The organism is Phytobacter cepae (genome assembly GCF_054165735.1).
The window spans coordinates 2,355,454-2,378,238 of sequence record NZ_CM135107.1 but is presented as its reverse complement, the minus strand read 5'-3'; the positions used below and the strand labels follow the sequence as shown (position 1 = coordinate 2,378,238).

Genomic DNA, 22,785 nt, shown 5'->3' with positions numbered 1-22,785 from the left:
TTTATGATCGCTTTCACCCCCATTACCTCTGCCACCTTTCAGGGCTTTGTGGACTATTTCGTGCCGGATTATGCCGCCGAGATTACCGCCAATTATCATCTCAGTGAAACCGAAGCGCTCACTCAGGCCGCGCAGGAAATAAAAAACAGCTTTCCGCTGGCAGAAAACACGCCGGGTCAGACACTGCTGTGCATTACCCACCAGGAAAATAACCGCGAGTTGCATATAGGTTACCTGTGGTACAAAGCCAATACGCTGCAGAAATCCGTTTTTATTAATGAGTTTTATCTGTTCCCGCTGTTTCGCAATAAAGGACTGGGCCGCAAAGCGTTACGGGCACTTGAAGAGAGGTTAACACATGAGGGATGCCGCCAAATTCAGCTGCGCGTTGCAGGTGATAATGCACAAGCCCGACACCTGTATGAAGTCAGTGGGTTCAGGGTCACGGGGGTGAATATGAATAAAGTGCTGGAGAAATAGTGCCAATTGAGGGTGTTACCCCGGCAAGAATTGTTACGTCATCCTTGAGCCACCTGAATGCGCACATACAGTCTCGCCAGGGTAACGTGCTCTGCTGCCTGGTGTTGGCGAATTGAGCAGAACACGTTGAAATCCTATACCATTGAAAGGATTAATCAAATAAAAATAATATATCGATCGACCAAACCGATCGACAGATCACTTTTTGATCAGAAATAGTCCAAAAAAGAGGCCCGGCAGCCGTAGACTGCCAGGTAGTCAATTAGCGTTTCAGGGGTTGGCCAGCCGTTTCGCGGGCGCGTAAAACGGTCAGGAAGGTGATCAGTGCCGCTCCCATGACGTAGTACGCTGGGGAAAATTTGTCGCCCGTCGAACTGATAAGCCAGACGGAGAACCACGGCGTGATCCCGCCAAAGAAGGCAACCGCAAAGTTGTAGGCAATGGATAACCCGCCGTAGCGTACGCTGGTGGGAAACAACTCCGCCATCGCCGCACTGCATGCGCCATCAAACGCGGCAATAAAGGCTCCCAGCATCACCATCGCCAGCACCGCAGAGAGCATATCGCCCTGCGCCATCAGCATCATTGCCGGGTAGCTCAGCAAAATAAAGCCCGCGCACCCTGCCAGCATCAGCGGCTTACGGCCATATTTATCCGACAGCAGCCCCATAAAGGGCACCAGTACCGCTACCGAAAACAGGCCAATCGTGGTGATGGCATAGGAATCCAGCTTCGAATAATGCAGTTCGGTCGAAAGATAGCCCGGCATAAAGGTTTGCAGCGTCCAGTGACCAACCGCCTTAATCACCACAAATCCCACGCAGAACAGCAGAGCCGCCCACGCGCGCGTCACCGCAGAACGCAGCGGTGTGGCATCGGTTTGCCCTTGCTTCTGCGCTTCCAGAAACTCCGGTGAATCTTCCAGATGTTTACGTAAATACAACCCAACCCAGCCGAGCGGTCCGGCAATCAGGAACGGAATGCGCCAGCCCCAGTCGTTCATGGTGCTTTCACCGAGCGTAGCGGTGAGCAAGAAGACCAGACCCGACCCGGCAACAAACGCCATAAAACCGAAGTTATCTATCCAACAGGTGAAATAACCCCGCTTGTGGACAGGTGCATATTCCGCAAGATAGGTGGTCGCACCGGAGCTTTCCCCGCCTGCGGCGAAGCCTTGCACCAGACGGGTTATCACCAGCAGCACCGTCGCGGTAATGCCTATCTGGTGGTAAGTCGGCAGCAGACCCATCACAAATGTGGCGCCCGACGTCAGTAAAATGACCGTCGCCAGAACTTTTTGCCGCCCTTTCCTGTCGCCAAGTGACCCAAAATAGAGCCCCCCAAGCGGGCGCATAATGAAGCCCGCACCAAAGACGGCGAAGGATGAAAGCAGCGCCACGCTGGGATTTTCGGCATGGAAAAATTGCAAACCGATGATCGCGGCAAGGGTGCCGTACAGGCCGAAATCGAACCATTCAACAAAATGGCCGACCCCGGTGGCGAGTAAAACCTTACGTAATTTACGTGATGCCGTGGCCCCTTCTGGCTGGGCCGTCTGGTCGAGAGATTGCTGTGCAGGCTGTGACATAGCCCCTCCAAGTGATGACAGTGTTTCTATAATAGATATACTGTCAGTGCGAATTTCGCACAGCAGCTAACGTTCAAAATGTGATAACCGCCCTGCTTTCACCGTAAAATATTCATTGCGGTCACATTTTTCGGGCAAAAAGCGGCTGTATGGCAGTGTAGCGGGAAACCCCATCGCTTTCTTCAGGAAGATAACGAGAGCGTGCATAATCCTGGCGTACCGCCATAAAAAAACCCTGCCGAAGCAGGGTTTTATCATTCAGAAAGACGGACTAGCGACGCGCGCGCACAATCTGGTATTTGCGCGTAAGGTACTCCACCGGCGCGCTCCAGATGTGCACCAGGCGAGAGAACGGGAACAGCACAAACAAAGTCATTCCCAGCACCAGGTGTACGCGGTAAATAAACGCAACACCGTCGAGGTGCGCCGATGCGCCCACATGGAAGGTCACCACCGACTGCGCCCATCCCACCAGTTTCATCATTTCGCTGCCGTCCATATGCTGAGCGGAGAACGGAATAGTCAGCAGACCCAGCGCACATTGCAGCATCAGCAGCGACATAATCAGGATATCCGCCGTGGTTGAGGTGGCGCGAATACGCGGGTTAAACAGACGACGCTTGAGTAACATGACGCCGCCGACCAGCGTCATGACGCCACTGGCACCGCCTGCGAACATTGCCATTTTCTGTTTGACGTCGATGGGCAGGAAGGACTCATACATCCAGTGCGGCGTCAGCATACCCAGCGCATGACCGGCGAAAATACCCAGAATGCCGATGTGGAACAGGTTAGACCACAACGTCATGCCTTTGCGATCCAGCATCTGACTGGAGCCAGCACGCCAGCTGTACTGGCCGTAGTCATAACGCAGCCAGCTGCCGACCAAAAAGACAGTACCCGCGAGGTACGGATAAATATCGAAGAAGAACGTATTCAGGAAGTGCATTATTGCTGTCCTCCGGTGGTGATATTCAGATATTGCGGGGCGACGGCCCCGGCAAAACGACGCTGGTGGTTGGTGATTTCCGACTCACCGCATCCCTGTTCAGCGAAGAATTTCACTTGCTCTTCTTCCCACACCGCATCAAGTGCCTGCGGCGTATCGTCACGCGCTTCATCGGCAATCTTTTCGGCCACTTTCTGGTTATCGATAACCGTGTTGGCGAGCACCAATAAGGCATCAAACAATACAGCGTAATGACTTTCACGCTGGGTAAGACGCGCGCTGAGCAGCGCCAGAATCGGCGCGATGTCCTGTAAACCACCGATGGCCTCGGCAGCAGGCAACTGCGCCAGGTATTCCAGATAGAGCGGCAGATGATCCGGCAGCTCGCGGCTGTCCAGCTCAAGGCCGTGCTGCTCGTACTGCCCTAACAGGTCGACCATCGCCTGGCCCCGGTCCCGGGATTCGCCGTGCACATGCTCAAACAGCAGCAGTGAGGTGGCACGCCCACGGTCAAAGAGCTCGCTATAGTCTGACTGAGCATCCAGCGGGTCCTGATTCAGCAGATCGCGTAAAAACACGGTTATCTTTGCAAGCTGGGCTTTGGGCAGGTGTTCCGCTGACGCCAGGGCGTCGTAGCACTCCTGCTGATGCTGCCATAAGGCAGCATCGGGGTATTCCAGCAGACGGGAAACAATCACCAGTTCAATCATGGGTGCGGCTCCGTTTTCACTGTCACATCCACCGCATCAATACGGCGACTGTTGAACAGGTTGAATTTGGTGTCCGAACCGTGGCAGCCGTCGCCGAAGGTAAAGCCACAACCGCTCTTCTCCGGGAAGGCGTCACGCGCCAGTTCGCGGTGGCTGCTCGGTACCACGAAACGATCTTCGTAGTTAGCAATCGCCAGGTAACGGTACATCTCCTGCGCCTGGGCTTCGGTCAGACCCACTTCTTCCAGCGCACGGGTATCAATTTTCCCGTCAACGGTTTCGGTGCGTTTGTAGTGACGCATCGCCAGCATACGTTTCAGGGCCAACAGTACCGGGGCGGTGTCACCTGCGGTCAGCAGGTTTGCCAGGTACTGGACCGGAATACGCAGACTGTCGACATCCGGCAGAATGCCGTTGCTGCCAAGCGTGCCCGCGTCGGCGGCAGACTGAATCGGTGACAGAGGCGGCACGTACCAGACCATCGGCAGCGTGCGATATTCCGGGTGCAGCGGCAGCGCCAGCTTCCAGTCCATCGCCATTTTGTAAACCGGCGACTGCTGAGCCGCGTCAATGACGCTCAGCGGAATACCGTCTTTGATCGCCTGCTCAATAACTTTCGGATCGTTCGGGTCAAGGAAGACATCCAGTTGACGCTGGTAGAGATCTTTTTCGTTCTCAGTGCTTGCCGCCGTTTCGATGGCATCGGCGTCATACAGCAACACGCCGAGGTAGCGGATGCGGCCCACGCAGGTTTCGGAGCAAACGGTCGGCTGACCTGCTTCGATACGCGGATAACAGAAAATGCACTTCTCTGACTTGCCGCTCTTCCAGTTGAAGTAGATTTTTTTGTACGGGCAACCGGTGATACACATACGCCAGCCGCGGCACTTGTCCTGGTCGATCAGCACGATGCCGTCTTCTTCACGTTTGTAAATCGCACCGCTCGGGCAGGTCGCCACACACGCCGGGTTAAGACAGTGCTCGCACAGACGCGGCAGGTACATCATGAAGGTGTTTTCAAACTGGCCGTACATCGCCTTCTGCATGTTTTCGAAGTTTTTGTCTTTCGACAGCTTCTCAAACTCACCGCCCAGATCGTCTTCCCAGTTCGGACCGTATTTGATTTTGTCCAACCGCTTCCCGGTAATGACCGAACGCGGACGGGCAATCGGCTGGTGTTTGCTGTCAGCGGGGGCGTTATGCAGTGCCTGGTAGTCGTAATCAAACGGCTCGTAATAATCGTCGATTTCCGGCATATGCGGGTTGGCGAAGATTTTACCCAGCAGCCAGGCACGGTTACCCATGCGCGGCTGCAATTTGCCATTGATTTTACGGATCCAACCGCCCTTCCATTTCTCCTGGTTTTCCCAGTCGGTCGGGAAGCCCGTGCCCGGTTTGGTTTCCACGTTGTTAAACCACGCGTACTCCACCCCTTCACGGCTGGTCCAGACGTTTTTACAGGTGACTGAGCAGGTATGACAGCCGATGCATTTGTCGAGATTCAGCACCATGCCGACTTGTGAACGAATTTTCATTTTGCGCTCTCCTGTACCTGGTCATTGCCTTCGCCGTCCAGCCAGTTAATGTTCTTCATCTTACGTACCACCACAAACTCATCACGGTTTGAACCCACCGTTCCGTAGTAGTTAAAGCCGTAGGCCAGGTGCGCATAGCCGCCGATCATGTGGGTCGGTTTCGGCGTAATACGAGTCACCGAGTTATGGATACCGCCGCGCTGTTGGGTGATTTCTGACCCAGGAATGTTCACGATACGTTCCTGCGCGTGGTACATCATGGTCATCCCGGACGGTACACGCTGGCTCACGACCGCACGGGCGGTCAGGGCGCCGTTGCTATTGAAGACTTCAATCCAGTCGTTATCTTCAATACCCAGCTCTTTGGCATCCACGTCACTCATCCAGACAACCGGACCGCCGCGACCTAATGTCAGCATCAGCAGGTTGTCGCTATAGGTAGAGTGAATCCCCCATTTCTGGTGCGGCGTCAGGAAGTTGAGCGCTTTTTCCGGGTTGCCATTGGATTTCTCGCCCATCACTTCTTTCACCGAGCGGGTGTCGATTGGCGGACGATACACCAACAGGCTTTCGCCGAAATCGCGCATCCACTGATGATCCTGATACAGCTGCTGGCGGCCCGAGAGAGTGCGCCACGGAATCAGCTCGTGAACGTTGGTATAACCGGCGTTGTAAGAGACATGTTCATCTTCAAGCCCAGACCAGGTCGGGCTGGAGATGATTTTGCGCGGCTGCGCCTGGATATCGCGGAAGCGGATTTTTTCCTCTTCCTTATTGGTCGCCAGGTGGGTGTGATCGCGCCCGGTGAACTCACTCAGCGCCGCCCAGGCTTTCACCGCCACATGGCCGTTGGTTTCTGGTGCGAGGGTCAGGATCATCTCCGCCGCGTCAATCGCCGTGTTAAGCATCGGCTGACCTTTCGCCGGGCCGTCTGCCTTGGTGTAATTGAGCTTACGTAGCAGATCCATTTCGCTCTGAGTATTCCAGGCGATGCCTTTACCGCCGTTACCGACTTTGTCCATCAGCGGGCCAATAGAAGTAAAGCGCTCGTACGTTGCCGGGTAGTCACGCTCAACCTGAATCAGATGCGGCGCGGTTTTACCTGGAATCAGGTCACATTCCCCTTTCTTCCAGTCTTTTACGTCTAACGGCTGCGCCAGTTCGGCAGCGCTGTCGTGCTGAATCGGCAGAGTGACAAGGTCCGTCTCTTTACCGAGGTGACCCACGCACACTTCCGAGAATTTTTTGGCGATGGCTTTGTAGATTTCCCAGTCGCTTTTCGATTCCCATGCCGGATCAACGGCAGCAGACAGCGGGTGAATAAACGGATGCATATCCGAGGTATTCATGTCGTCTTTTTCGTACCAGGTGGCGGTCGGCAGCACGATGTCGGAATAGAGGCAGGTGCTTGACAGGCGGAAGTCCAGTGTCACCACCAGATCCAACTTGCCGTCGAGACCGTTATCTTTCCATTCCACTTCTTCCGGTTTCACACCACCCTGTTTGCCCAAATCTTTGCCCTGAATACCGTGCTCAGTACCCAGCAGGTATTTCAGCATGTATTCGTGGCCTTTACCGGACGAACCGAGCAGGTTTGAACGCCAGATAAAGAGGTTACGTGGATGGTTTTTACCGTTTTCCGGCTGTTCGGCGGCAAAATGCATAGAGCCATCTTTCAGCGATTTAACGGTGTAATCCACCGCGCTCATGCCTGCTTTTTCAGCCTCTTTTGCGATGTGCAGCGGGTTAGTACCCAGTTGCGGCGCAGACGGTAACCAGCCCATACGCTCAGCGCGCACGTTGAAGTCCAGCAGGTGACCGGTATAACGGGATTTATCCGCCAGCGGCGAGAGGATCTCCTGCGCGGTAACGGTCTCATAACGCCACTGGCTGGAGTGGTTATAGAAGTACGAGGTGCTGTTCATGTGGCGCGGCGGGCGCTGCCAGTCGAGGGCAAATGCCAGCGGCTGCCAGCCGGTCTGCGGACGCAGTTTTTCCTGGCCGACATAGTGCGCCCAGCCACCACCGCTCTGTCCGATACAACCGCAGAACACCAGCATGTTGATGATCCCACGGTAGTTCATATCGAGGTGGTACCAGTGGTTCATCCCGGCACCGATGATGACCATCGAGCGGCCATGGGTTTTATCGGCGTTATCCGCAAATTCGCGGGCGATACGGATGATATTAGCAGCAGAGACGCCGGTGATTTTCTCGGCCCAGGCTGGCGTATAGGCTTTGATATCGTTGTAGCTTGTGGCGCAATTCTCATCACCGAGGCCGCGTTCCAGACCATAGTTCGCCATGGTCAGATCGTAAACGGTGGTGACCAGCGCAGTGCGGCCATCCGCCAGTTGCAGGCGTTTCACCGGCAATTTGTGCAGCAGGATGTTTTCCAGTTCAACTTTGCTGAAATGCTCGGTGCCTTCACCGCCAAAGTACGGGAAACCCACACTGGCGATATCATCGTGGCTGCCCAGCAGGCTCAACTGCAGCTCAGTTTCCGCACCTGAAGTGCCGTCACGTTGTTCGAGGTTCCACTTGCCCTTCTCGCCCCAACGGAAACCGATAGATCCGTTCGGGGCCACCATCTCACCGTTGTCGGTGCAGGCAACGGTTTTCCACTCAGGATTGTTTTCCTGACCGAGAGCATCAACCAGATCGGAGGCGCGCAGCATGCGGCCTGCGGCATAGTAACCGTCACGCTCTTCCAGCATCACCAGCATCGGCATGTCGGTGTAACGACGCACATAGTCGGTGAAATACTGACTTGGGTTATCGAGGTGGAATTCACGCAGCATGACGTGGCCCATCGCCAGCGCCATCGCAGCATCGGTACCCTGTTTCGGGGCCAGCCACAGGTCGCACAGTTTAGCGATTTCGGCATAGTCCGGCGTTACGGCAACGGTTTTGGTGCCTTTGTAACGCACTTCAGTAAAGAAGTGGGCGTCCGGTGTACGGGTCTGCGGCACGTTAGAGCCCCAGGCGATGATGTAGCTGGAGTTGTACCAGTCAGCGGATTCCGGCACGTCGGTCTGCTCACCCCATGTCTGCGGAGACGCAGGCGGCAGGTCGCAATACCAGTCGTAGAAGCTCAGACAGGTGCCGCCAATCAACGACAGATAGCGTGCGCCGGAAGCGTAGGAAACCATCGACATCGCCGGGATCGGCGAGAAACCTGCCACGCGGTCCGGGCCATAGGTTTTCACGGTATAGACGTTAGAAGCAGCAATCAGCTCATTCACTTCCTGCCAGCTTGAGCGGACGAAACCGCCACGACCACGAGCCTGTTTGAAGCTTTTGGCTTTATCCGCGTCTTCAATGATAGAAGCCCAGGCGTTCACCGGATCAGGGTGTGCCACTTTCGCTTCACGCCACATTTTCATCAGGCGTTTGCGCATCAGGGGGTATTTCAGGCGGTTGGCGCTGTAGAGATACCAGGAGTAGCTGGCACCGCGCGGGCAGCCACGTGGTTCGTGGTTAGGCATGTCCGGGCGAGTACGCGGGTAGTCTGTCTGCTGGGTTTCCCAGGTGACCAGACCGTTTTTCACATAGATTTTCCAACTGCACGAACCGGTGCAGTTTACCCCATGGGTAGAACGGACAATCTTGTCATGCTGCCAGCGGCTTCGGTATCCATCCTCCCAATCCCGGTTTGTTTCGAGAAGCTGGCCATGCCCATCGGCAAAGGTGTCGCCCTTCTGTTTGAAGTAGCGAAACCGGTCCAGGAATTTACTCATCGGGTCTCTCCTGTTTGGAGCCTGACGGCTCTCTGATAAATCGACATTGCTGCATTGGCTGCGAAAGTAACGCTATGGAAGGAGACAAGAATTGATGGCGATCAAGCCGCACGGGCTTGCTTTGTGAGGCGGAAAATACGTCTACCCCCAAAGGAGGATGTGTTTTGAAAGTTTATATTGCTGATATATATAGATAAATTCCATATCCCTGAAAAGCAAATGGGTTAAAACCTGCTGAGGAGGTATTAAGGGGTATAACGCCCTGCAGACTGTAGCGCGCACGGTGCTGCATGATGGATGTCACATCATTAGTATGTTGTAACTAATGAAAGTGTAAAAAAAAGCGCGGCATGAAACCGCGCAAGGATAATCAACAGTTACTTACTTTTTATTGGAATTCTTGCCATACACGAACCAGGTGATCACCACACAGGCCACGTAGAAGATGAGGAACACTTTCATTGCCCCTGCCGGCGAACCGGTCAGCGCCAGTGACGTGCCGAATGCTTTAGGGATGAAGAACCCACCGATGGCGCCAATCGCAGAGATAAAGCCCAGAGCTGCGGCCGTCTCCGTTGCCGCTTCACGCAATGCGGTTGCTTCGCTGCCCCCGGCGTTTTTCACCCGCTCCAGCGTCATCTTACGGAAGTTCACCGAAATCATCTGGAAGGTAGAACCACTGCCCAACCCGGCGGTCAGGAACAGCATCAGGAAGACGCCGAAGAAGGCGATAAAGTTCCCACCCACGCCATTGGTGGGCAGCGTCAGGAACAGCAAGGCGCTAAAAATCGCCATCAGCACAAAGTTCACCAAGGTCACACGGGTACCGCCGAGACGGTCCGACAGCGCCCCACCGGCTGAACGCGCCAGCGCACCGATCAGGGGGCCAAAGAAGGCGTAATGCATGATGACCACATCCGGGAACTGGGTCTTAGAGAGCATGGCAAACCCGGCGGAAAAACCGATGAATGAGCCGAACGTCGCCAGGTAAAGGAAGCTCATGATCCACATGTGTTTACGCTTGAGCACCGGCAGCTGAGCACGTAGCGAGGCTTTGGAGGTTGCCAGTTCGTTCATGCCAAACCAGGCTGCGAGAGTAAATACGGCCAGGAAAGGCACCCACACCCAGGCGGCGTTGGCCAGGTAAATCATGCTGCCGTCGGGTTGAGCCACCCCGGTTGCGCCAAAGAAGGCAAAAATGGAGAACGAAATCGCCAGCGGAGCCAGCAGTTGCATCACGCTGACGCCGAGGTTACCGAAGCCGCCGTTAATGCCCAGCGCGCTACCCTGCCGCTCTTTAGGGAAAAAGAAGCTAATGTTGGCCATACTGGAGGCGAAGTTGGCCCCGGCAAAACCACACAGCAGCGCAATGGTAATAAAAGTACTGAACGGCGTGGAGGTGTCTTCAACGGCAAAACCAAGCCAGACACAAGGAATAATTAAAATACCGGTGCTGAACGCCGTCCAGCGGCGGCCACCAAATACCGGCACCATAAAGGAGTACGGTACGCGAAGCAGCGCACCCGACACCGAGGGCAATGCCGTCAACATAAAGAGCTGATCGGTCGAAAACTGGAAACCGACTTTATTCAGGTTAACGGCAACGGCACTAAACAACATCCATACACAAAACGCCAGCAGCAGACAGGGGACGGAAATCCACAGATTGCGGCTGGCAACGCCATTGCCCTGTTGCTGCCAGAAAACAGGATCCTCAGGACGCCAGTCGGTGATAACCCGATCGGATGCCCTTTGCGGGGTAGAAGAGTGGCTCATAGACACCTCTGATTATTGATTCGACGCCTGCCACCTTAGTTTTTACCGCGCAAGTTAAGTTGATATAAATCAAAGGAAAAGTTCACGATATATTGAGCGAAAAAACATCATGCTCACTTATGAGTAGAAAGAAGGGGTAAAAAAAGTGTGGTTTTTCACGGTGCTGAAGGATTCCATCAAAACCCCACTCATTTTGTTGGAACAGGTGACGATAAAGGGGTAATCCTTTTGGGGTATGGGTATACCCCAGGTGATGGCGGACAATGCGGTTCTTTTCTTCGCCACCGCAGGCAGGAGCTTCGCCCCTTATGCTAAAACGCCTCTTTACCCCGTTGACGCTGGTCAACCAGGTCGCCCTGACTATGCTGCTTTCCACCGTGATTGGCGTGGCAGGCATGGCGGTATCAGGCTGGCTGGTACAAGGGGTTCAGGGCAGCGCCCATGCCATCAATAAAGCGGGCTCGCTGCGCATGCAAAGCTATCGTTTGCTGGCGGCCATCCCGCTGCGTGAAGAAGACGCGCCCTTGCTGCGCGAGATGGAACTGACCGCATTCGGTCCCGAGCTGGCCGACGCTGCGGCCCGGGATGGTCAGCAAGCTCAGCTTCAGGCCTTACAGAACTACTGGCGCAATGAGGTGTCCCCCGCCCTGCAACAGGCCACCGAGCCAAGGGCGGCTTCTGCCGAAATCACCACCTATGTGAATCGTATCGACAATCTGGTGACAGCGTTTGACCACAGTACCGAGCAGCGCGTGTCGCATGTGGTCATCCTGCACCGGGTAATGGCCATTTTACTTGGTCTGATCCTGTTGTTTACCATTATCTGGCTGCGTGCCCGCCTGCTGTGGCCCTGGCAACAGCTGCTGAATATGGCGCGCGCCGTCAGCCAGCGTGATTTTCTGCAGCGGGCAAATATCAGCGGGCGCAATGAGATGGCGACGCTGGGTACGGCGCTCAATAACATGTCGGCAGAGCTGGCAGAGAGCTACGCGGTGCTGGAACAGCGGGTCAAAGAGAAAACCGCCGGACTTGAGCAAAAAAATGAAATTCTCTCCTTCTTATGGCAGGCCAATCATCGCCTGCACTCGCGTATACCTCTGTGCGAACGCCTCTCGCCGGTGTTAAACGGTTTACAGAGTCTGACGCTGCTGCATGATATTGAACTGCGCGTCTACGACATGGAAGACGAGGACAATCATCAGGAGTTCACCTGTCAGTCCAACGCCAGCTGTGATGATAAAGGCTGCCATTTATGCCCGCGCGGCGTACTTCCGCCGTCAACCGGCGGCACCACGCTGAAATGGCGCCTGGCGGATACGCATACCCAGTACGGTCTGTTGCTGGCACAGCTGCCGCACGGGCGTCATTTGAGTCACGATCAGCAGCAACTGGTGGATACCCTGGTGGAACAGCTCACCGCCACGCTGGCGTTAGATCGGCATCAGGAGCGTCAGCAGCAGCTCATGGTGATGGAGGAGCGAGCGACCATTGCCCGCGAACTGCATGATTCGATTGCCCAGTCCCTGTCCTGTATGAAGATGCAGGTCAGCTGCCTTCAAATGCAGGGGCAAAACCTGCCGGAAAATAGCCAGCAACTGCTTGGGCAGATTCGCACCGAACTCAACACCTCGTGGGCGCAATTACGTGAATTGCTCACCACTTTCCGTTTACAGTTGACGGAGCCGGGGCTGCGGCCTGCGCTGGAATCGAGCAGCAATGAGTACAGCGCACGCTTTGGTTTTCAGGTCAAACTGGACTATCAGCTTCCGCCTCGCCTGGTGCCTTCGCATCAGGCGATACACCTGCTACAGATTGCCCGTGAGGCGTTAAGCAATTCACTGAAACATTCAGGCGCCACTGAGGTCACCGTCTCGGTGACACAACAGGAAAAACGGGTAGTATTGCGGGTCAGTGATAACGGCTGCGGCGTGCCGGAAAACGCCGAACGAACCAACCATTACGGATTAATTATCATGCGCGACCGCGCGCAAAGCTTGCGTGGTGATTGTCAGGTGCGGCGGAGAGAGTCCGGCGGTACTGATGTTATTGTCACGTTTATTCCCGAAAATCTTCTCTCACCAGTGCAAGGAGATCACTATGACTAACCAGGAACCGGCCACCATTCTTTTGATTGACGACCATCCGATGTTGCGTACCGGCGTCAAGCAGCTCATCAGCATGTCGCCAGAGATAACCGTGGTGGGTGAAGCCAGTAACGGTGAGCAAGGTATTGAGCTGGCGGAAGCGCTGGATCCGGATCTGATTTTGCTGGATCTCAACATGCCCGGTATGAATGGCCTGGAAACGCTCGACAAGCTGCGTGAGAAATCCCTTTCGGGTCGAGTGGTCGTCTTTAGCGTCTCCAATCATGAAGAGGACGTGGTCACCGCGCTGAAACGCGGCGCTGACGGCTACCTGCTGAAAGATATGGAACCGGAAGATTTGCTGAAGTCACTGCAACAAGCGGCGGCCGGTGAGATGGTATTAAGCGAAGCGCTGACGCCGGTACTGGCGGCAAGCCTGCGCGCCAACCGTTCAGCCTCTGACCGCGATGTCAGTCAGTTAACCCCGCGTGAGCGTGATATTTTGAAACTGATTGCGCAGGGACTGCCCAACAAGATGATTGCCCGCCGTCTGGATATTACTGAAAGTACGGTGAAGGTTCATGTGAAGCATATGCTGAAAAAGATGCGGCTGAAGTCACGCGTGGAAGCGGCGGTGTGGGTGCATCAGGATCGTATTTTCTGATACGGCGTTTTGAGTGTCTGAGTTGTTCTGTCCCTCACTCCAGCCCTCTCCCCGATGGCTGCGGTATCCCACAAAAATGCGAGCACGGACAGTCCCCTCTCCCTTGAGGGAGAGGGTTAGGGTGAGGGGGAATATGCGGCGCTGAGGGTCATTCCGTTCACCTTATGTTCCTTGCTTTTCTGTCACGCCAGAACCCGTGAACGTGCCAGGGCGGTTCACCGCCACCGCCCTGGCGACCCGGGCTCCCGGCCAGGAAAATCGCCGCTGGCGCGGTCCACTACGCATATTCCTTCAGGCTTATCGGGGACGGGCGAAGGAAACCTCCCTGTAAAGTCGCCCTCGCCGCGCATCCCTGCGCGTCGCCCCGGCCTTACGGATACGCTTCGTCGATTTTCAGCCGGACCCAGTCATCGCTTTAACTGTTGTGTTCTTATTGAGCAGTGTTATCGCTGCAAAAGGTAATATTACTGGGGATTCCTCTCCCACGGGGCGAGGGGAAAGCGATCCACCCTTCCCCCTTTACCACGGTGAAAGCGCGGGGGGCGTAATATCCAACGGCGAGGTAATCGGCGGCGTCAGCGTCAGGACAATTTCATTGGATGCCACGCGCTGGCCTTTCTCATCTTCCGCAATCACTGACAACCGCCACTGATTCGGCGCTCCCTCACTGCTTTCCCAGCGCGGCATGATAATCGTCCAGCCGTCATCACTGCGAGGATTGGCAGGCGGCGTCAGGCTTAACGCTTGGGTATCCCCCTGCCAGTTGAGTTCGCGCAGGCCATGCGTACTGTTAATTTGCAGCTTAAGGGCGACGGTTTCGCCAGGCTGTAAATCCCACGGCGGAGTCGCGAGGTACACGGAAAGGGTTTTGCGCTGACGATACTCAAATACCGGTGCGGTATTACGCACCGGTGTGTCGTAACGACTACCGCGCAGCGTGCCGCTTTGGGTGAGCTCTCCCGCCGACAATTGTTTCCATAACGGCACGCCGAACTGGTAGTTCAGCTTCAGACCCAAATCGTTCTGACTGACGCCACTCTCTCCTTGTTTGTGGTGCGCCGTCACCGTCACCAACGGCACCGGGGTATAACTCACTCCCACTTTGACCGCAACCGGATTATGGTAGCCGGTGCCGGTATCAAAGAGGTCAACGTTATCACCAAAGTACTGCTCAACGCTCAGACTGGTATTGAGCTTTTGCCAGAACGGCAGGTTAGCCTGGGCGGTGATATCGTAGCCCCGCGCCATACGCTGTTGCTGCGTGGCGGTACGATAATCCCAACTGCTGAGTGGCTCATAATAGTTAGCAGAAAATTGTAACGACTCGCCCCATACTTCCGCACCCAGCCCGGTGCGGGCGATATTTTCATCAATCAGATTGTCGTAAAAGGTGTTGTAACCAATGCGCCAGTTTCCGGCGTTCCAGCGCTGCCCCAGACCAACGTTACCCACCAGCCCGGCGTCCTGTTGCGTTAAACCAAGCTGGCTCCAGCTCAGGTAGCGATTGGTATCCTGCAACGGAACAAACCAGTCACCATGACTGCCGGTGAAACCACCGTCGTCATCCACTTTAAAATCTACGGTCGCCTTGCCCCAGGGAGAGAGCAGCGTTTCGACCTGTTGATTCACTTCATCGCTGAGTACATCCCGCGCCTGACCCAGCGCGAATAACCGCGCCTGTTCGCCGGTAGTAAGACCGTTATCCGTCATGCTCGCTTCACCAAAAGCTTTGGCCATTTCAGCAAGATGCTTTGCCCCGGCCTGGCTTTCCGGGGCCATGCCAAGATCGGGCAGATTATCGCCATTATTATCGAACGGATTCTGCGCTTTCTGGGTATAGGTCTGCGGGGCGCTGACAGCATGTCCTGCCAGCGGCAAGACAAATGACAGAAGAATAAAAGATGAGGAAAACCAACGTATCACTGTAATGAACACATACTCCGGGCGTCGCCACTGATTGCCAGTTCACAGGGTAGCGTTTTACATCAACAATTTCAGCCTTCAGGAAAATTTCAGGAAAATCCTTAAGCCTCCCGCCTCGTTAAGACTACAGTTAAACTATCAAAACCTTTGAGGATGCCGGATGAAGCAGTCACTGAAGTGGGCGTTATGCAGTGCCCTTATGGCGTACGGTGCGAGCGCCAGCGCGAATACCACCTTCCAGTTACAATCCCCTGCCTTTGGTGACAACGGGTTAATGGAGAAAAAGTATGCCGGCAACGCCAAAAACAACCCTAACTGTACCGGTGAAAATATTTCGCCAGCGCTGGTATGGAACAACCCACCCTCAGAGGCAAAAAGCTTCGCGCTGATCGTTCACGATCCCGAAGGCGCGACCGGACTCGGCGTAACGCATCTGGTGGCCTATAACATTCCTCAGGCGACAACTGGCTTTGGTGAAAACGATTTACGCGACGGGAAAAATTTCACCGGGGGCAAAAATACCCCCGGCAATTTTCGCTGGCATGGCCCCTGCCCGCCACCGGGCAGCGGCGCGCACCATTATACCTTTACATTGATTGCCACCAGCCTCAGCCCGGATTTACCAGAGGGCTTAACCCGGGAGCAACTGTTTGAGCGCCTGAAAGGCCATACCCTTGCAGCAGCGGGCTTAATTGGCCGTTTCGGTCAATAGCGCTTTCAGTTCGGGCAGACAGGAACCGCAGTTAGTGCCGCAGCGCAGCCTTTTCCCAAGCGTTGCGGTACACCCACATCCGTCAGCAATCGCCGCACGAATCGCGTTTTCTCGCACGTTGTAACAGCTACAGATAGTACGCCCGGGTGCCGGCACCTCGGTTGCGGCTTTGCCTGCCAGTAGCGCATGGCGCAGCTGCGCGCTTTGCGGTGGGCGGGCGAATGCGGCGGCGACCGTCTGATGCGATATCGCAGGCTGATTTGCACTGCCCCAGAATCCCAGCATCAACGTGTCACCCTGCCAGGCCAGCAGGGTAAAGATCGTTCCCGCCCGTAACTGTTGCATCTGCCAGCCACGCAGGCGGCACTGTTCCTCAAGCCAGGGCGCGATATCGCTCTCCCCGGCGAGGGTCAGGTGAGTTAACTCACTGACCGCCTTTCGCGCCCAATGAAAAGCGGCAGGCGGTGCCATCACCTCTCGGCTGTAAAGTTCGCCCTGCCAGACAGGGTGCCAGGCGGCGATGCGCACCGCCGTTTGCTTACTTTCAGGCTGCCCGGAATGGGGGCAGCAGAGGCTGTCCACCAGGGCGTTGACCTTACCCTGGCGGGCAAAACAGTCGTTCCAGTGCATCGGCGAAAATAATACGCCAGGACGCTGCCCCGTTTGTACCCTCACCCGCGCCACCATCACGCCACGCGGCGAGCTGACACGGGCCAGTCCACCCTCGGTCAGGGTAAAGCGCTGCGCGTCTTCCGGTGCGATGTCGACAAACGGCTCAGCGATATGCTGCATCAGTTTTGCCACATGCCCCGTGCGGGTCATGGTGTGCCACTGGTCGCGAATACGCCCGGTGTTGAGCAGTAAGGGGTAGAGCGCATTCACCTGCGCATGGGTTGAGACAGGCTCCACCGGGACCATCCGCAGCTTGCCCGAGGGCCTCCAGCCTTTGACCACATTCAGTTCGCCCATCGGCCACTGTACCGGCATGAGGGCATTCCACTGCTCACGGCTGAGCGTCGCCAGAGGACTGATATCAAACGCGCGCGTTCCGTGGTTCTCATAACCCGACAGCGCAGCATGCTCTGAAAACACCTCGTGGGGATGCGTCCAGGCAAAGGCCTCACCGTAACCTAATTGTGCCGCCACGCGTGCGATGATCCACCAGTCTGCCTTCGCCTCGCCCGGCGCGGGTAAAAAGGCACGCTGGCGGGAAATACGCCGTTCAGAGTTGGTTACAGTGCCATTTTTTTCGCCCCAGGCCAGCGCCGGAAAGCGGATGTGGGCATAGCGGCTGGTGTCGGTCTGCTGCACCACTTCTGATACGATCACCAGCGGGCAGGCGGCCAGCGCCGCACAAACCGCATGGCTGTCGGGTAAAGAGACCGCCGGATTGGTGCCCATTATCCAGACCGCCTTCACCTCACCACGCCCGATAGCGTCAAACAGATCCACTGCCATCAGCCCCGGCGTTTGCGCCAGCCGTTCCGTGCCCCAGAAGCGCGCCAGACGTGCCAGGTCAGCCGGTTCAAAATTCATGTGCGCCGCCAGTTGGTTCGCCAGCCCGCCGACTTCACGCCCCCCCATCGCATTGGGTTGACCGGTTAAGGAAAACGGGCCGCAACCGGCACGGGCAAACTTGCCGCTGGCCAGGTGGACGTTAATGATGGCGTTGCATTTATCGCTGCCGCTGGCGGACTGATTAATGCCCATGGTATAGAGCGTGATGGCGCGCGGCGCAGTCAGGAAGAGATCGAAAAACGCGCTCACGCTCTCAGGCGGCAGGTCGCAGAACGCTGCCACTTTTTCAACCGTCCACGCGCGGGCTACGTCCAGTGCCGCACGGGCATCATCAAAATCGTCTATGAGGCCTTTCCCGGCCGCAATGGCGTTCAGTAAGCCGACAAACAGACCCGCATCGCTGCCCGGCGCAAGCGGGAGATGCAGGTCGGCCATGTCGCAGGTGGCGGTGACCCGCGGATCGATAACCACCACCTTCATAGCCGGATTTTGCTGCTTCGCCTGCACGATACGTTGATACAGCACCGGATGGGTCCAGGCCGCATTCGATCCCACCAGAATCAGCAGATCAGTGTTTTCCACATCCTCGTAACTGCAGGGCACCACATCTTCCCCGAAGGCCCGCTTGTAGCCTGTCACCGCAGACGACATGCACAGGCGGGAATTGGTATCGATGTTCGCCGCACCAATAAAGCCTTTCATCAATTTGTTGGCGGCATAGTAGTCCTCGGTCAACAGTTGACCGGAGGCATAGAATGCCACCGCTTGCGGGCCATATTGCTGGATTATCGCCTGCAATCTGTCCCCAGCCGCTGCCAGTGCGGTCTCCCAGTTTACGCGCTGGTTGTCGAGTTCCGGCCACAGCAGCCGGTCGTGGAGACCCGTGGTTTCACCGAGTGCGGCACCTTTCACACACAATCGCCCGGCGTTAGCCGGATGCTGTGCGTCGCCTGTCACACTGACGCCCGTGTCGCTGACCTTGACCAGCACACCGCAGCCTACGCCGCAGTAAGGACACGTTGTTCGGGTTTCACTCATGAAGCCTCCGCACGCATCAGCAACGCCTGATTGCCGACCCAGACCTTTCCGCCCTCGACTTTAACGGGCCAGGCGCGTACGGCAGGCTCTCCATTGTCCATACTGCAGCCGTCCCGCAGGCGGATGCGCTGTTTGTACAGGGGAGAAATGACCATCGGCTCGCCGTTGCTGTCGCCCAGCAGGCCGCGGGAGAGTACCCAGGCCTGGCTGCCAGGCTCGTGGTTATCCAGTGCATACACTGATTCGCCAAAGCGGAAGAGCGCTATCTGACGATCGCCAAGGCGCGCACCAATGCCGGCCTGCTCCGGGATCTCATCCAGCGTGCATATGGCCTGCCACGGGCGTGTTGAGGTTGCTCCTTCCTGCCAGGCGGGTGCCGGGGCCCGTTGCGGTTGCTCACGCATGGTTTCGCGATAAACCGCTTCATCGGGCTTATCGCTGTTCACATAAGAGCGGAAAAGCGCGACGCGGTCTGGATCGTTGAGTGTAGTTTGCCATTCACACTGGTAGCTGTCGACCACGCGCGCCATCTCCTCTTCGAGTTCACTGCCCATCTGCAGGCTGTCGTTGAGGATCACGTCACGCAGATAGTCGATGCCGCCTTCGAGGTTATCAAGCCAGGTACTGGTACGCTGCAGACGATCGGCAGTGCGGATATAAAACATCAAAAAACGGTCGATGGTGCGAATAAGCGTCACTTCATCCAGATCGCTGGCAAACAGATCCGCATGGCGTGGTTTCATGCCGCCATTGCCGCAAACGTAGAGATTCCAGCCTTTATCGGTGGCGATCACCCCGACATCTTTCCCCTGCGCTTCGGCGCACTCGCGCGTGCAACCGGACACGGCCATTTTGATTTTGTGTGGCGCACGCAGCCCTTTGTAGCGGTGTTCAAGAGTCACGGCCAGTCCGGTGGAATCCTGGACGCCGTAGCGGCACCAGGTTGAGCCGACGCAGGATTTTACCGTACGCAGCGACTTGCCGTAGGCGTGGCCGGTTTCGAATCCGGCGGCCACCAGTTCAGACCAGATAGCCGGCAGTTCTTCAAGGCGTGCACCAAAGAGATCGATACGCTGGCCGCCGGTCACTTTGCTGTACAACTGATAGCGTTTGGCAATCTGCCCGATGGCGATCAGGCCATCCGGCGTGACTTCCCCGGCGGGCATGCGCGGCACGATGGAATAGGTGCCGTCTTTCTGAATATTGGCAAAGTAGCGATCGTTGGTATCCTGCAGCGGCAGATGCGCCGGTTTAAGCAGATACTCGTTCCAGCAGGAGGCCAGAATCGACCCTACCAGCGGCTTACAGACCTCGCAGCCGTGACCGCGACCATAGCGGCTGAGCAACTGCGCGAAAGTGCGAATGTGGTTAACGCGCACCAGATGATGCAGCTCCTGACGCGAATAGGGGAAATGTTCGCAGACGTCCTTTTTCACCTCCACGCCCTGCTGCGTCAGTTGGTACTCCATCACCTGTTTCACCAGGGCGCTACAGCCACCGCAGCCGGTGGCGGCTTTGGTACAGCTTTTGATAGCGCTCATATCGGTGGCGCCTTGACGCACCGCAGCACAAATATCGCCTTTCGTGACGTTATGGCAGGAGCACAACTGCGCGCTCTCCGGGAGTGCGGCGACGCCAGGCGCCTTCGGCGCACTGCCCGCCAGCGCAGGCAGGATCAGACTCTCCGGCCGGGCAGGCAACGCCATGTCGTTCAACATCATCTGCAGCAAGGTCGCGTATTCGCTGGCATCCCCCACCAGCACCCCACCGAGGAGCCGTTTACCGTCTTCGCTGACCACGATTTTCTTATAGACTTTTGCCGGACCGTCGGTCCACTGGTAGCTGAGGCAGCCCGGTGCACGCCCGTGCGCATCGCCAAATGATGCAACATCCACACCCAGCAGCTTAAGTTTGGTGCTCATATCCGCACCGCTAAATGGCAGCGTTTCGCCGCTGAGACGGGCCGCTACCACCCGCGCCATCTGATACCCTGGTGCCACGAGGCCATAGACTTTGCCTTCCCATACCGCGCACTCGCCGATGGCGAAAATGTCTTTATCCGAGGTGCTACACTGGTTATCAATAGAGATGCCGCCACGCTCGCCCAGTTGCAAATCACAGCCCCGTGCCAGTGCGTCCTGCGGGCGGATACCGGCAGAGAAGACCACCATATCGGTGTTGAGACTTTCGCCGTCAGCAAAATGAAGCGTCAGGCCATCCGCGCAAGTGACAATGTCACGTGTCGATTTACTGGTATGCACCTGCACACCCAGCGCAGTGATTTTCTGGCGCAGCATGGCGCCGCCCTGTTCATCCAGTTGTACCGCCATCAGCGCGGGGGCAAACTCGACCACGTGAGTTTCCAGCCCTAGCTGTTTGAGCGCATTGGCGGCTTCAAGTCCCAGCAGACCGCCACCGATCACCACGCCACGCGTGGCATTTTTTGCCCGACGTGCAATGTCATCGAGGTCACCCAGCGTACGGTAAACAAAGCAACCTTCACTGTCATGGCCCGGCACCGGCGGCACGAAGGGGTACGACCCGGTTGCCAGCACCAGTTTATCCCAGTGGGTCTCATGCCCTTTGGCATCACGCACGACCTTCAGGTCACGGTCTATGTCCACAACCTGACGGGAGAGATGCAGTTCGATTCCGTTTTCAGCGAAGAAATCGCCTTGCACCATCGAGAGGGAGTCAGCGCTGCGCCCGGCAAAATACTCGGACAGATGCACGCGATCGTAAGCGGCATACTGCTCCGCGCCAAATACCACAATGTGGTATTCCTGATGAAGATTACGGCTAACGCATTGCTCAAGAAAATGGTGGCCGACCATGCCATGCCCGACCACAACCAGCGTGGGTTTTGTCATCATTGAGAGTCCTGCAGCCTCTGGCTGCGCTGAAAAGTTGTCGAATAGCCAGTCTGCCTGCGGCGTTTCTGGCGTATTGATTCGTTGGGTGAGCGCGGCGGCACTGGTGCAATCGCCCATCAGCAGCACGCCTTTCAGTTGTCCGTTGGCGAGGAGTAAACGACGGTAATGGCCGCTGAGCGGATCGAAGGTGGTCCAGACGTCATCGTCCTTATCGGCCTCTACGCGCCCGGCGCTAAACAGATCGATGCCGGTGACCTTGAGACGGGTGCCGCTGTCCTGCCAGGCAAAATCAGCCTGCGCCTCACCCAGCAGGCGCGCCGCCAGCACGTTCGCCTGTTCAAAGCAGGGGGCAACCAGGCCCCAGGTCTGCCCGTCGATTTCACAACACTCGCCAATGGCGCTGACGCCGCCGACTGAGGTGCGCATCTGCCCGTCCACCACAATGCCGCGAGCGCACGCCAGGCCACTGCGTTCAGCAAGGGCAGTCGCCGGGCGCACACCGGTTGCCATAACCACACGGGTGGCCGAAACCACGCGTCCGGTGGTCAGGGTGACGCTGTTTTTGTTGATGGCACTGATGCCAGCAGACAGCACGCAGTCGATACCCCGGGCGGTAAGATGCGTGGCCAGTAAAGCCCCCGCCTGCGGGTCAAGCTGCTGCTCCATCAGCCAGCCTGCGCGATTGACAAGCGTGACACTGTCACCATTACGGCGAAGTGCAGCGGCCGCTTCTACGCCTAACACGCCGCCACCGAGCACTACAACCGGCCCGCATCCCGCCAGAATCGCGTTAACGTCAGCAAGGGTGCGGAAAGACGTCACATGCGGTAAGTCATGCCCCGGTATCGGCGGCACAAAGGGCACGGAGCCGGTGGCAAACACCAGTTCATCCCACGCCAGCAAACGGCAGTCCGTTCTGAGCTGGCGAGCGGAGAGGTCTACGTCGCTAACCCGTTCGCCACGCAGCACGGTAATGTGGCGTTCTGCGTACCACTCATCCGTGTGCAGTACGGTGTCAGCAAAGGCCTTCTCCCCGCTGAGCACTGGCGAAAGCTGAATGCGGTTATAGGCCTGCGTCGGCTCGTCGCCAATCAGGGTGATGGCGAAGCGTCGGCTGCCGGACTGCGTGAGCCTTTCGACAAGGCGGGTTGCCGCCATGCCGTTGCCGATAATGACCAGTCGCGTCGTCATCCGC

13 protein-coding genes are annotated in these 22,785 nt (G+C 56.7%); 4 read left to right on the top strand and 9 right to left on the bottom strand.

Annotated elements, in window-relative coordinates; all coding sequences use genetic code 11:
* Nucleotides 1-3: 3 nt before the first annotated feature.
* Nucleotides 4-480: a GNAT family N-acetyltransferase gene (locus tag ACUY4Q_RS11095; RefSeq protein ID WP_458047066.1), complete on the top strand. Its 477-nt coding sequence runs from the start codon at nucleotides 4-6 to the stop codon at nucleotides 478-480.
* Between the two features lie 262 nt (nucleotides 481-742).
* Here the strand turns inward: ACUY4Q_RS11095 and ACUY4Q_RS11090 are convergent, their stop codons facing one another.
* The 6 genes from ACUY4Q_RS11090 to ACUY4Q_RS11065 all read right to left on the bottom strand — a co-directional run bounded on the left by ACUY4Q_RS11090 (nucleotide 743) and on the right by ACUY4Q_RS11065 (nucleotide 10,778).
* The gene (locus ACUY4Q_RS11090) at nucleotides 743-2,068 is read right to left on the bottom strand and encodes an MFS transporter (protein ID WP_458047065.1); all 1,326 of its coding nucleotides are present in this window, start codon (nucleotides 2,066-2,068) and stop codon (nucleotides 743-745) included.
* 271 nt (nucleotides 2,069-2,339) lie between these two features.
* Complete coding sequence (gene narI / locus ACUY4Q_RS11085; protein ID WP_458047064.1) at nucleotides 2,340-3,017, bottom strand: respiratory nitrate reductase subunit gamma; 678 nt, start codon at nucleotides 3,015-3,017, stop codon at nucleotides 2,340-2,342.
* Nucleotides 3,017-3,727: a nitrate reductase molybdenum cofactor assembly chaperone gene (gene narJ / locus ACUY4Q_RS11080; protein WP_458047063.1), complete on the bottom strand. Its 711-nt coding sequence runs from the start codon at nucleotides 3,725-3,727 to the stop codon at nucleotides 3,017-3,019. The genes narI and narJ overlap by 1 nt, the downstream gene beginning before the upstream one ends.
* Complete coding sequence (narH, locus tag ACUY4Q_RS11075) at nucleotides 3,724-5,262, bottom strand: nitrate reductase subunit beta (RefSeq protein ID WP_458047062.1); 1,539 nt, start codon at nucleotides 5,260-5,262, stop codon at nucleotides 3,724-3,726. The genes narJ and narH overlap by 4 nt, the downstream gene beginning before the upstream one ends.
* Nucleotides 5,259-9,002: a nitrate reductase subunit alpha gene (locus ACUY4Q_RS11070; RefSeq protein WP_458047061.1), complete on the bottom strand. Its 3,744-nt coding sequence runs from the start codon at nucleotides 9,000-9,002 to the stop codon at nucleotides 5,259-5,261. The genes narH and ACUY4Q_RS11070 overlap by 4 nt, the downstream gene beginning before the upstream one ends.
* A gap of 381 nt (nucleotides 9,003-9,383) precedes the next feature.
* The gene (locus ACUY4Q_RS11065; protein WP_458047060.1) at nucleotides 9,384-10,778 is read right to left on the bottom strand and encodes a NarK family nitrate/nitrite MFS transporter; all 1,395 of its coding nucleotides are present in this window, start codon (nucleotides 10,776-10,778) and stop codon (nucleotides 9,384-9,386) included.
* Nucleotides 10,779-11,086: 308 nt separating this feature from the next.
* Here ACUY4Q_RS11065 and narX point away from each other — a divergent pair, with 308 nt between their 5' ends.
* Complete coding sequence (narX, locus tag ACUY4Q_RS11060; RefSeq protein WP_458047059.1) at nucleotides 11,087-12,883, top strand: nitrate/nitrite two-component system sensor histidine kinase NarX; 1,797 nt, start codon at nucleotides 11,087-11,089, stop codon at nucleotides 12,881-12,883.
* Nucleotides 12,876-13,526 carry a two-component system response regulator NarL gene (gene narL / locus ACUY4Q_RS11055; protein WP_458047058.1) on the top strand — a complete coding sequence of 217 codons (651 nt, stop codon included), beginning with the start codon at nucleotides 12,876-12,878 and terminating at the stop codon, nucleotides 13,524-13,526. Before narX ends, narL begins: the two co-directional genes overlap by 8 nt.
* A gap of 519 nt (nucleotides 13,527-14,045) precedes the next feature.
* Here the strand turns inward: narL and ACUY4Q_RS11050 are convergent.
* Complete coding sequence (locus ACUY4Q_RS11050; protein WP_458047319.1) at nucleotides 14,046-15,455, bottom strand: YchO/YchP family invasin; 1,410 nt, start codon at nucleotides 15,453-15,455, stop codon at nucleotides 14,046-14,048.
* A 154-nt stretch (nucleotides 15,456-15,609) separates the two neighbouring features.
* On the opposite strand from ACUY4Q_RS11050, the gene ACUY4Q_RS11045 reads away from it, so the two are divergent.
* The gene (locus ACUY4Q_RS11045) at nucleotides 15,610-16,161 is read left to right on the top strand and encodes a YbhB/YbcL family Raf kinase inhibitor-like protein (RefSeq protein ID WP_458047057.1); all 552 of its coding nucleotides are present in this window, start codon (nucleotides 15,610-15,612) and stop codon (nucleotides 16,159-16,161) included.
* Here ACUY4Q_RS11045 and ACUY4Q_RS11040 read toward each other — a convergent pair.
* Nucleotides 16,138-18,717, bottom strand: a complete 2,580-nt coding sequence (locus ACUY4Q_RS11040) for a nitrate reductase (protein ID WP_458047056.1) — start codon at nucleotides 18,715-18,717, stop codon at nucleotides 16,138-16,140. The genes ACUY4Q_RS11045 and ACUY4Q_RS11040 overlap by 24 nt on opposite strands.
* Entirely contained in the window at nucleotides 18,714-22,781 is a 4,068-nt protein-coding gene (gene nirB / locus ACUY4Q_RS11035) for a nitrite reductase large subunit NirB (RefSeq protein ID WP_458047055.1), read from the bottom strand. Before nirB ends, ACUY4Q_RS11040 begins: the two co-directional genes overlap by 4 nt.
* Nucleotides 22,782-22,785: the final 4 nt, after the last annotated feature.

Coding starts and splice junctions, on each gene's coding strand:
- narH (WP_458047062.1), bottom strand. CDS start 5,262: ATGAAAATTCGTTCACAAGTCGGCATGGTGCTGAATCTCGACAAATGC.
- ACUY4Q_RS11045 (WP_458047057.1), top strand. CDS start 15,610: ATGAAGCAGTCACTGAAGTGGGCGTTATGCAGTGCCCTTATGGCGTAC.
- ACUY4Q_RS11090 (WP_458047065.1), bottom strand. CDS start 2,068: ATGTCACAGCCTGCACAGCAATCTCTCGACCAGACGGCCCAGCCAGAA.
- narJ (WP_458047063.1), bottom strand. CDS start 3,727: ATGATTGAACTGGTGATTGTTTCCCGTCTGCTGGAATACCCCGATGCT.
- ACUY4Q_RS11095 (WP_458047066.1), top strand. CDS start 4: ATGATCGCTTTCACCCCCATTACCTCTGCCACCTTTCAGGGCTTTGTG.
- narX (WP_458047059.1), top strand. CDS start 11,087: ATGCTAAAACGCCTCTTTACCCCGTTGACGCTGGTCAACCAGGTCGCC.
- narI (WP_458047064.1), bottom strand. CDS start 3,017: ATGCACTTCCTGAATACGTTCTTCTTCGATATTTATCCGTACCTCGCG.
- nirB (WP_458047055.1), bottom strand. CDS start 22,781: ATGACGACGCGACTGGTCATTATCGGCAACGGCATGGCGGCAACCCGC.
- ACUY4Q_RS11040 (WP_458047056.1), bottom strand. CDS start 18,717: ATGAGTGAAACCCGAACAACGTGTCCTTACTGCGGCGTAGGCTGCGGT.
- ACUY4Q_RS11065 (WP_458047060.1), bottom strand. CDS start 10,778: ATGAGCCACTCTTCTACCCCGCAAAGGGCATCCGATCGGGTTATCACC.
- ACUY4Q_RS11070 (WP_458047061.1), bottom strand. CDS start 9,002: ATGAGTAAATTCCTGGACCGGTTTCGCTACTTCAAACAGAAGGGCGAC.
- narL (WP_458047058.1), top strand. CDS start 12,876: ATGACTAACCAGGAACCGGCCACCATTCTTTTGATTGACGACCATCCG.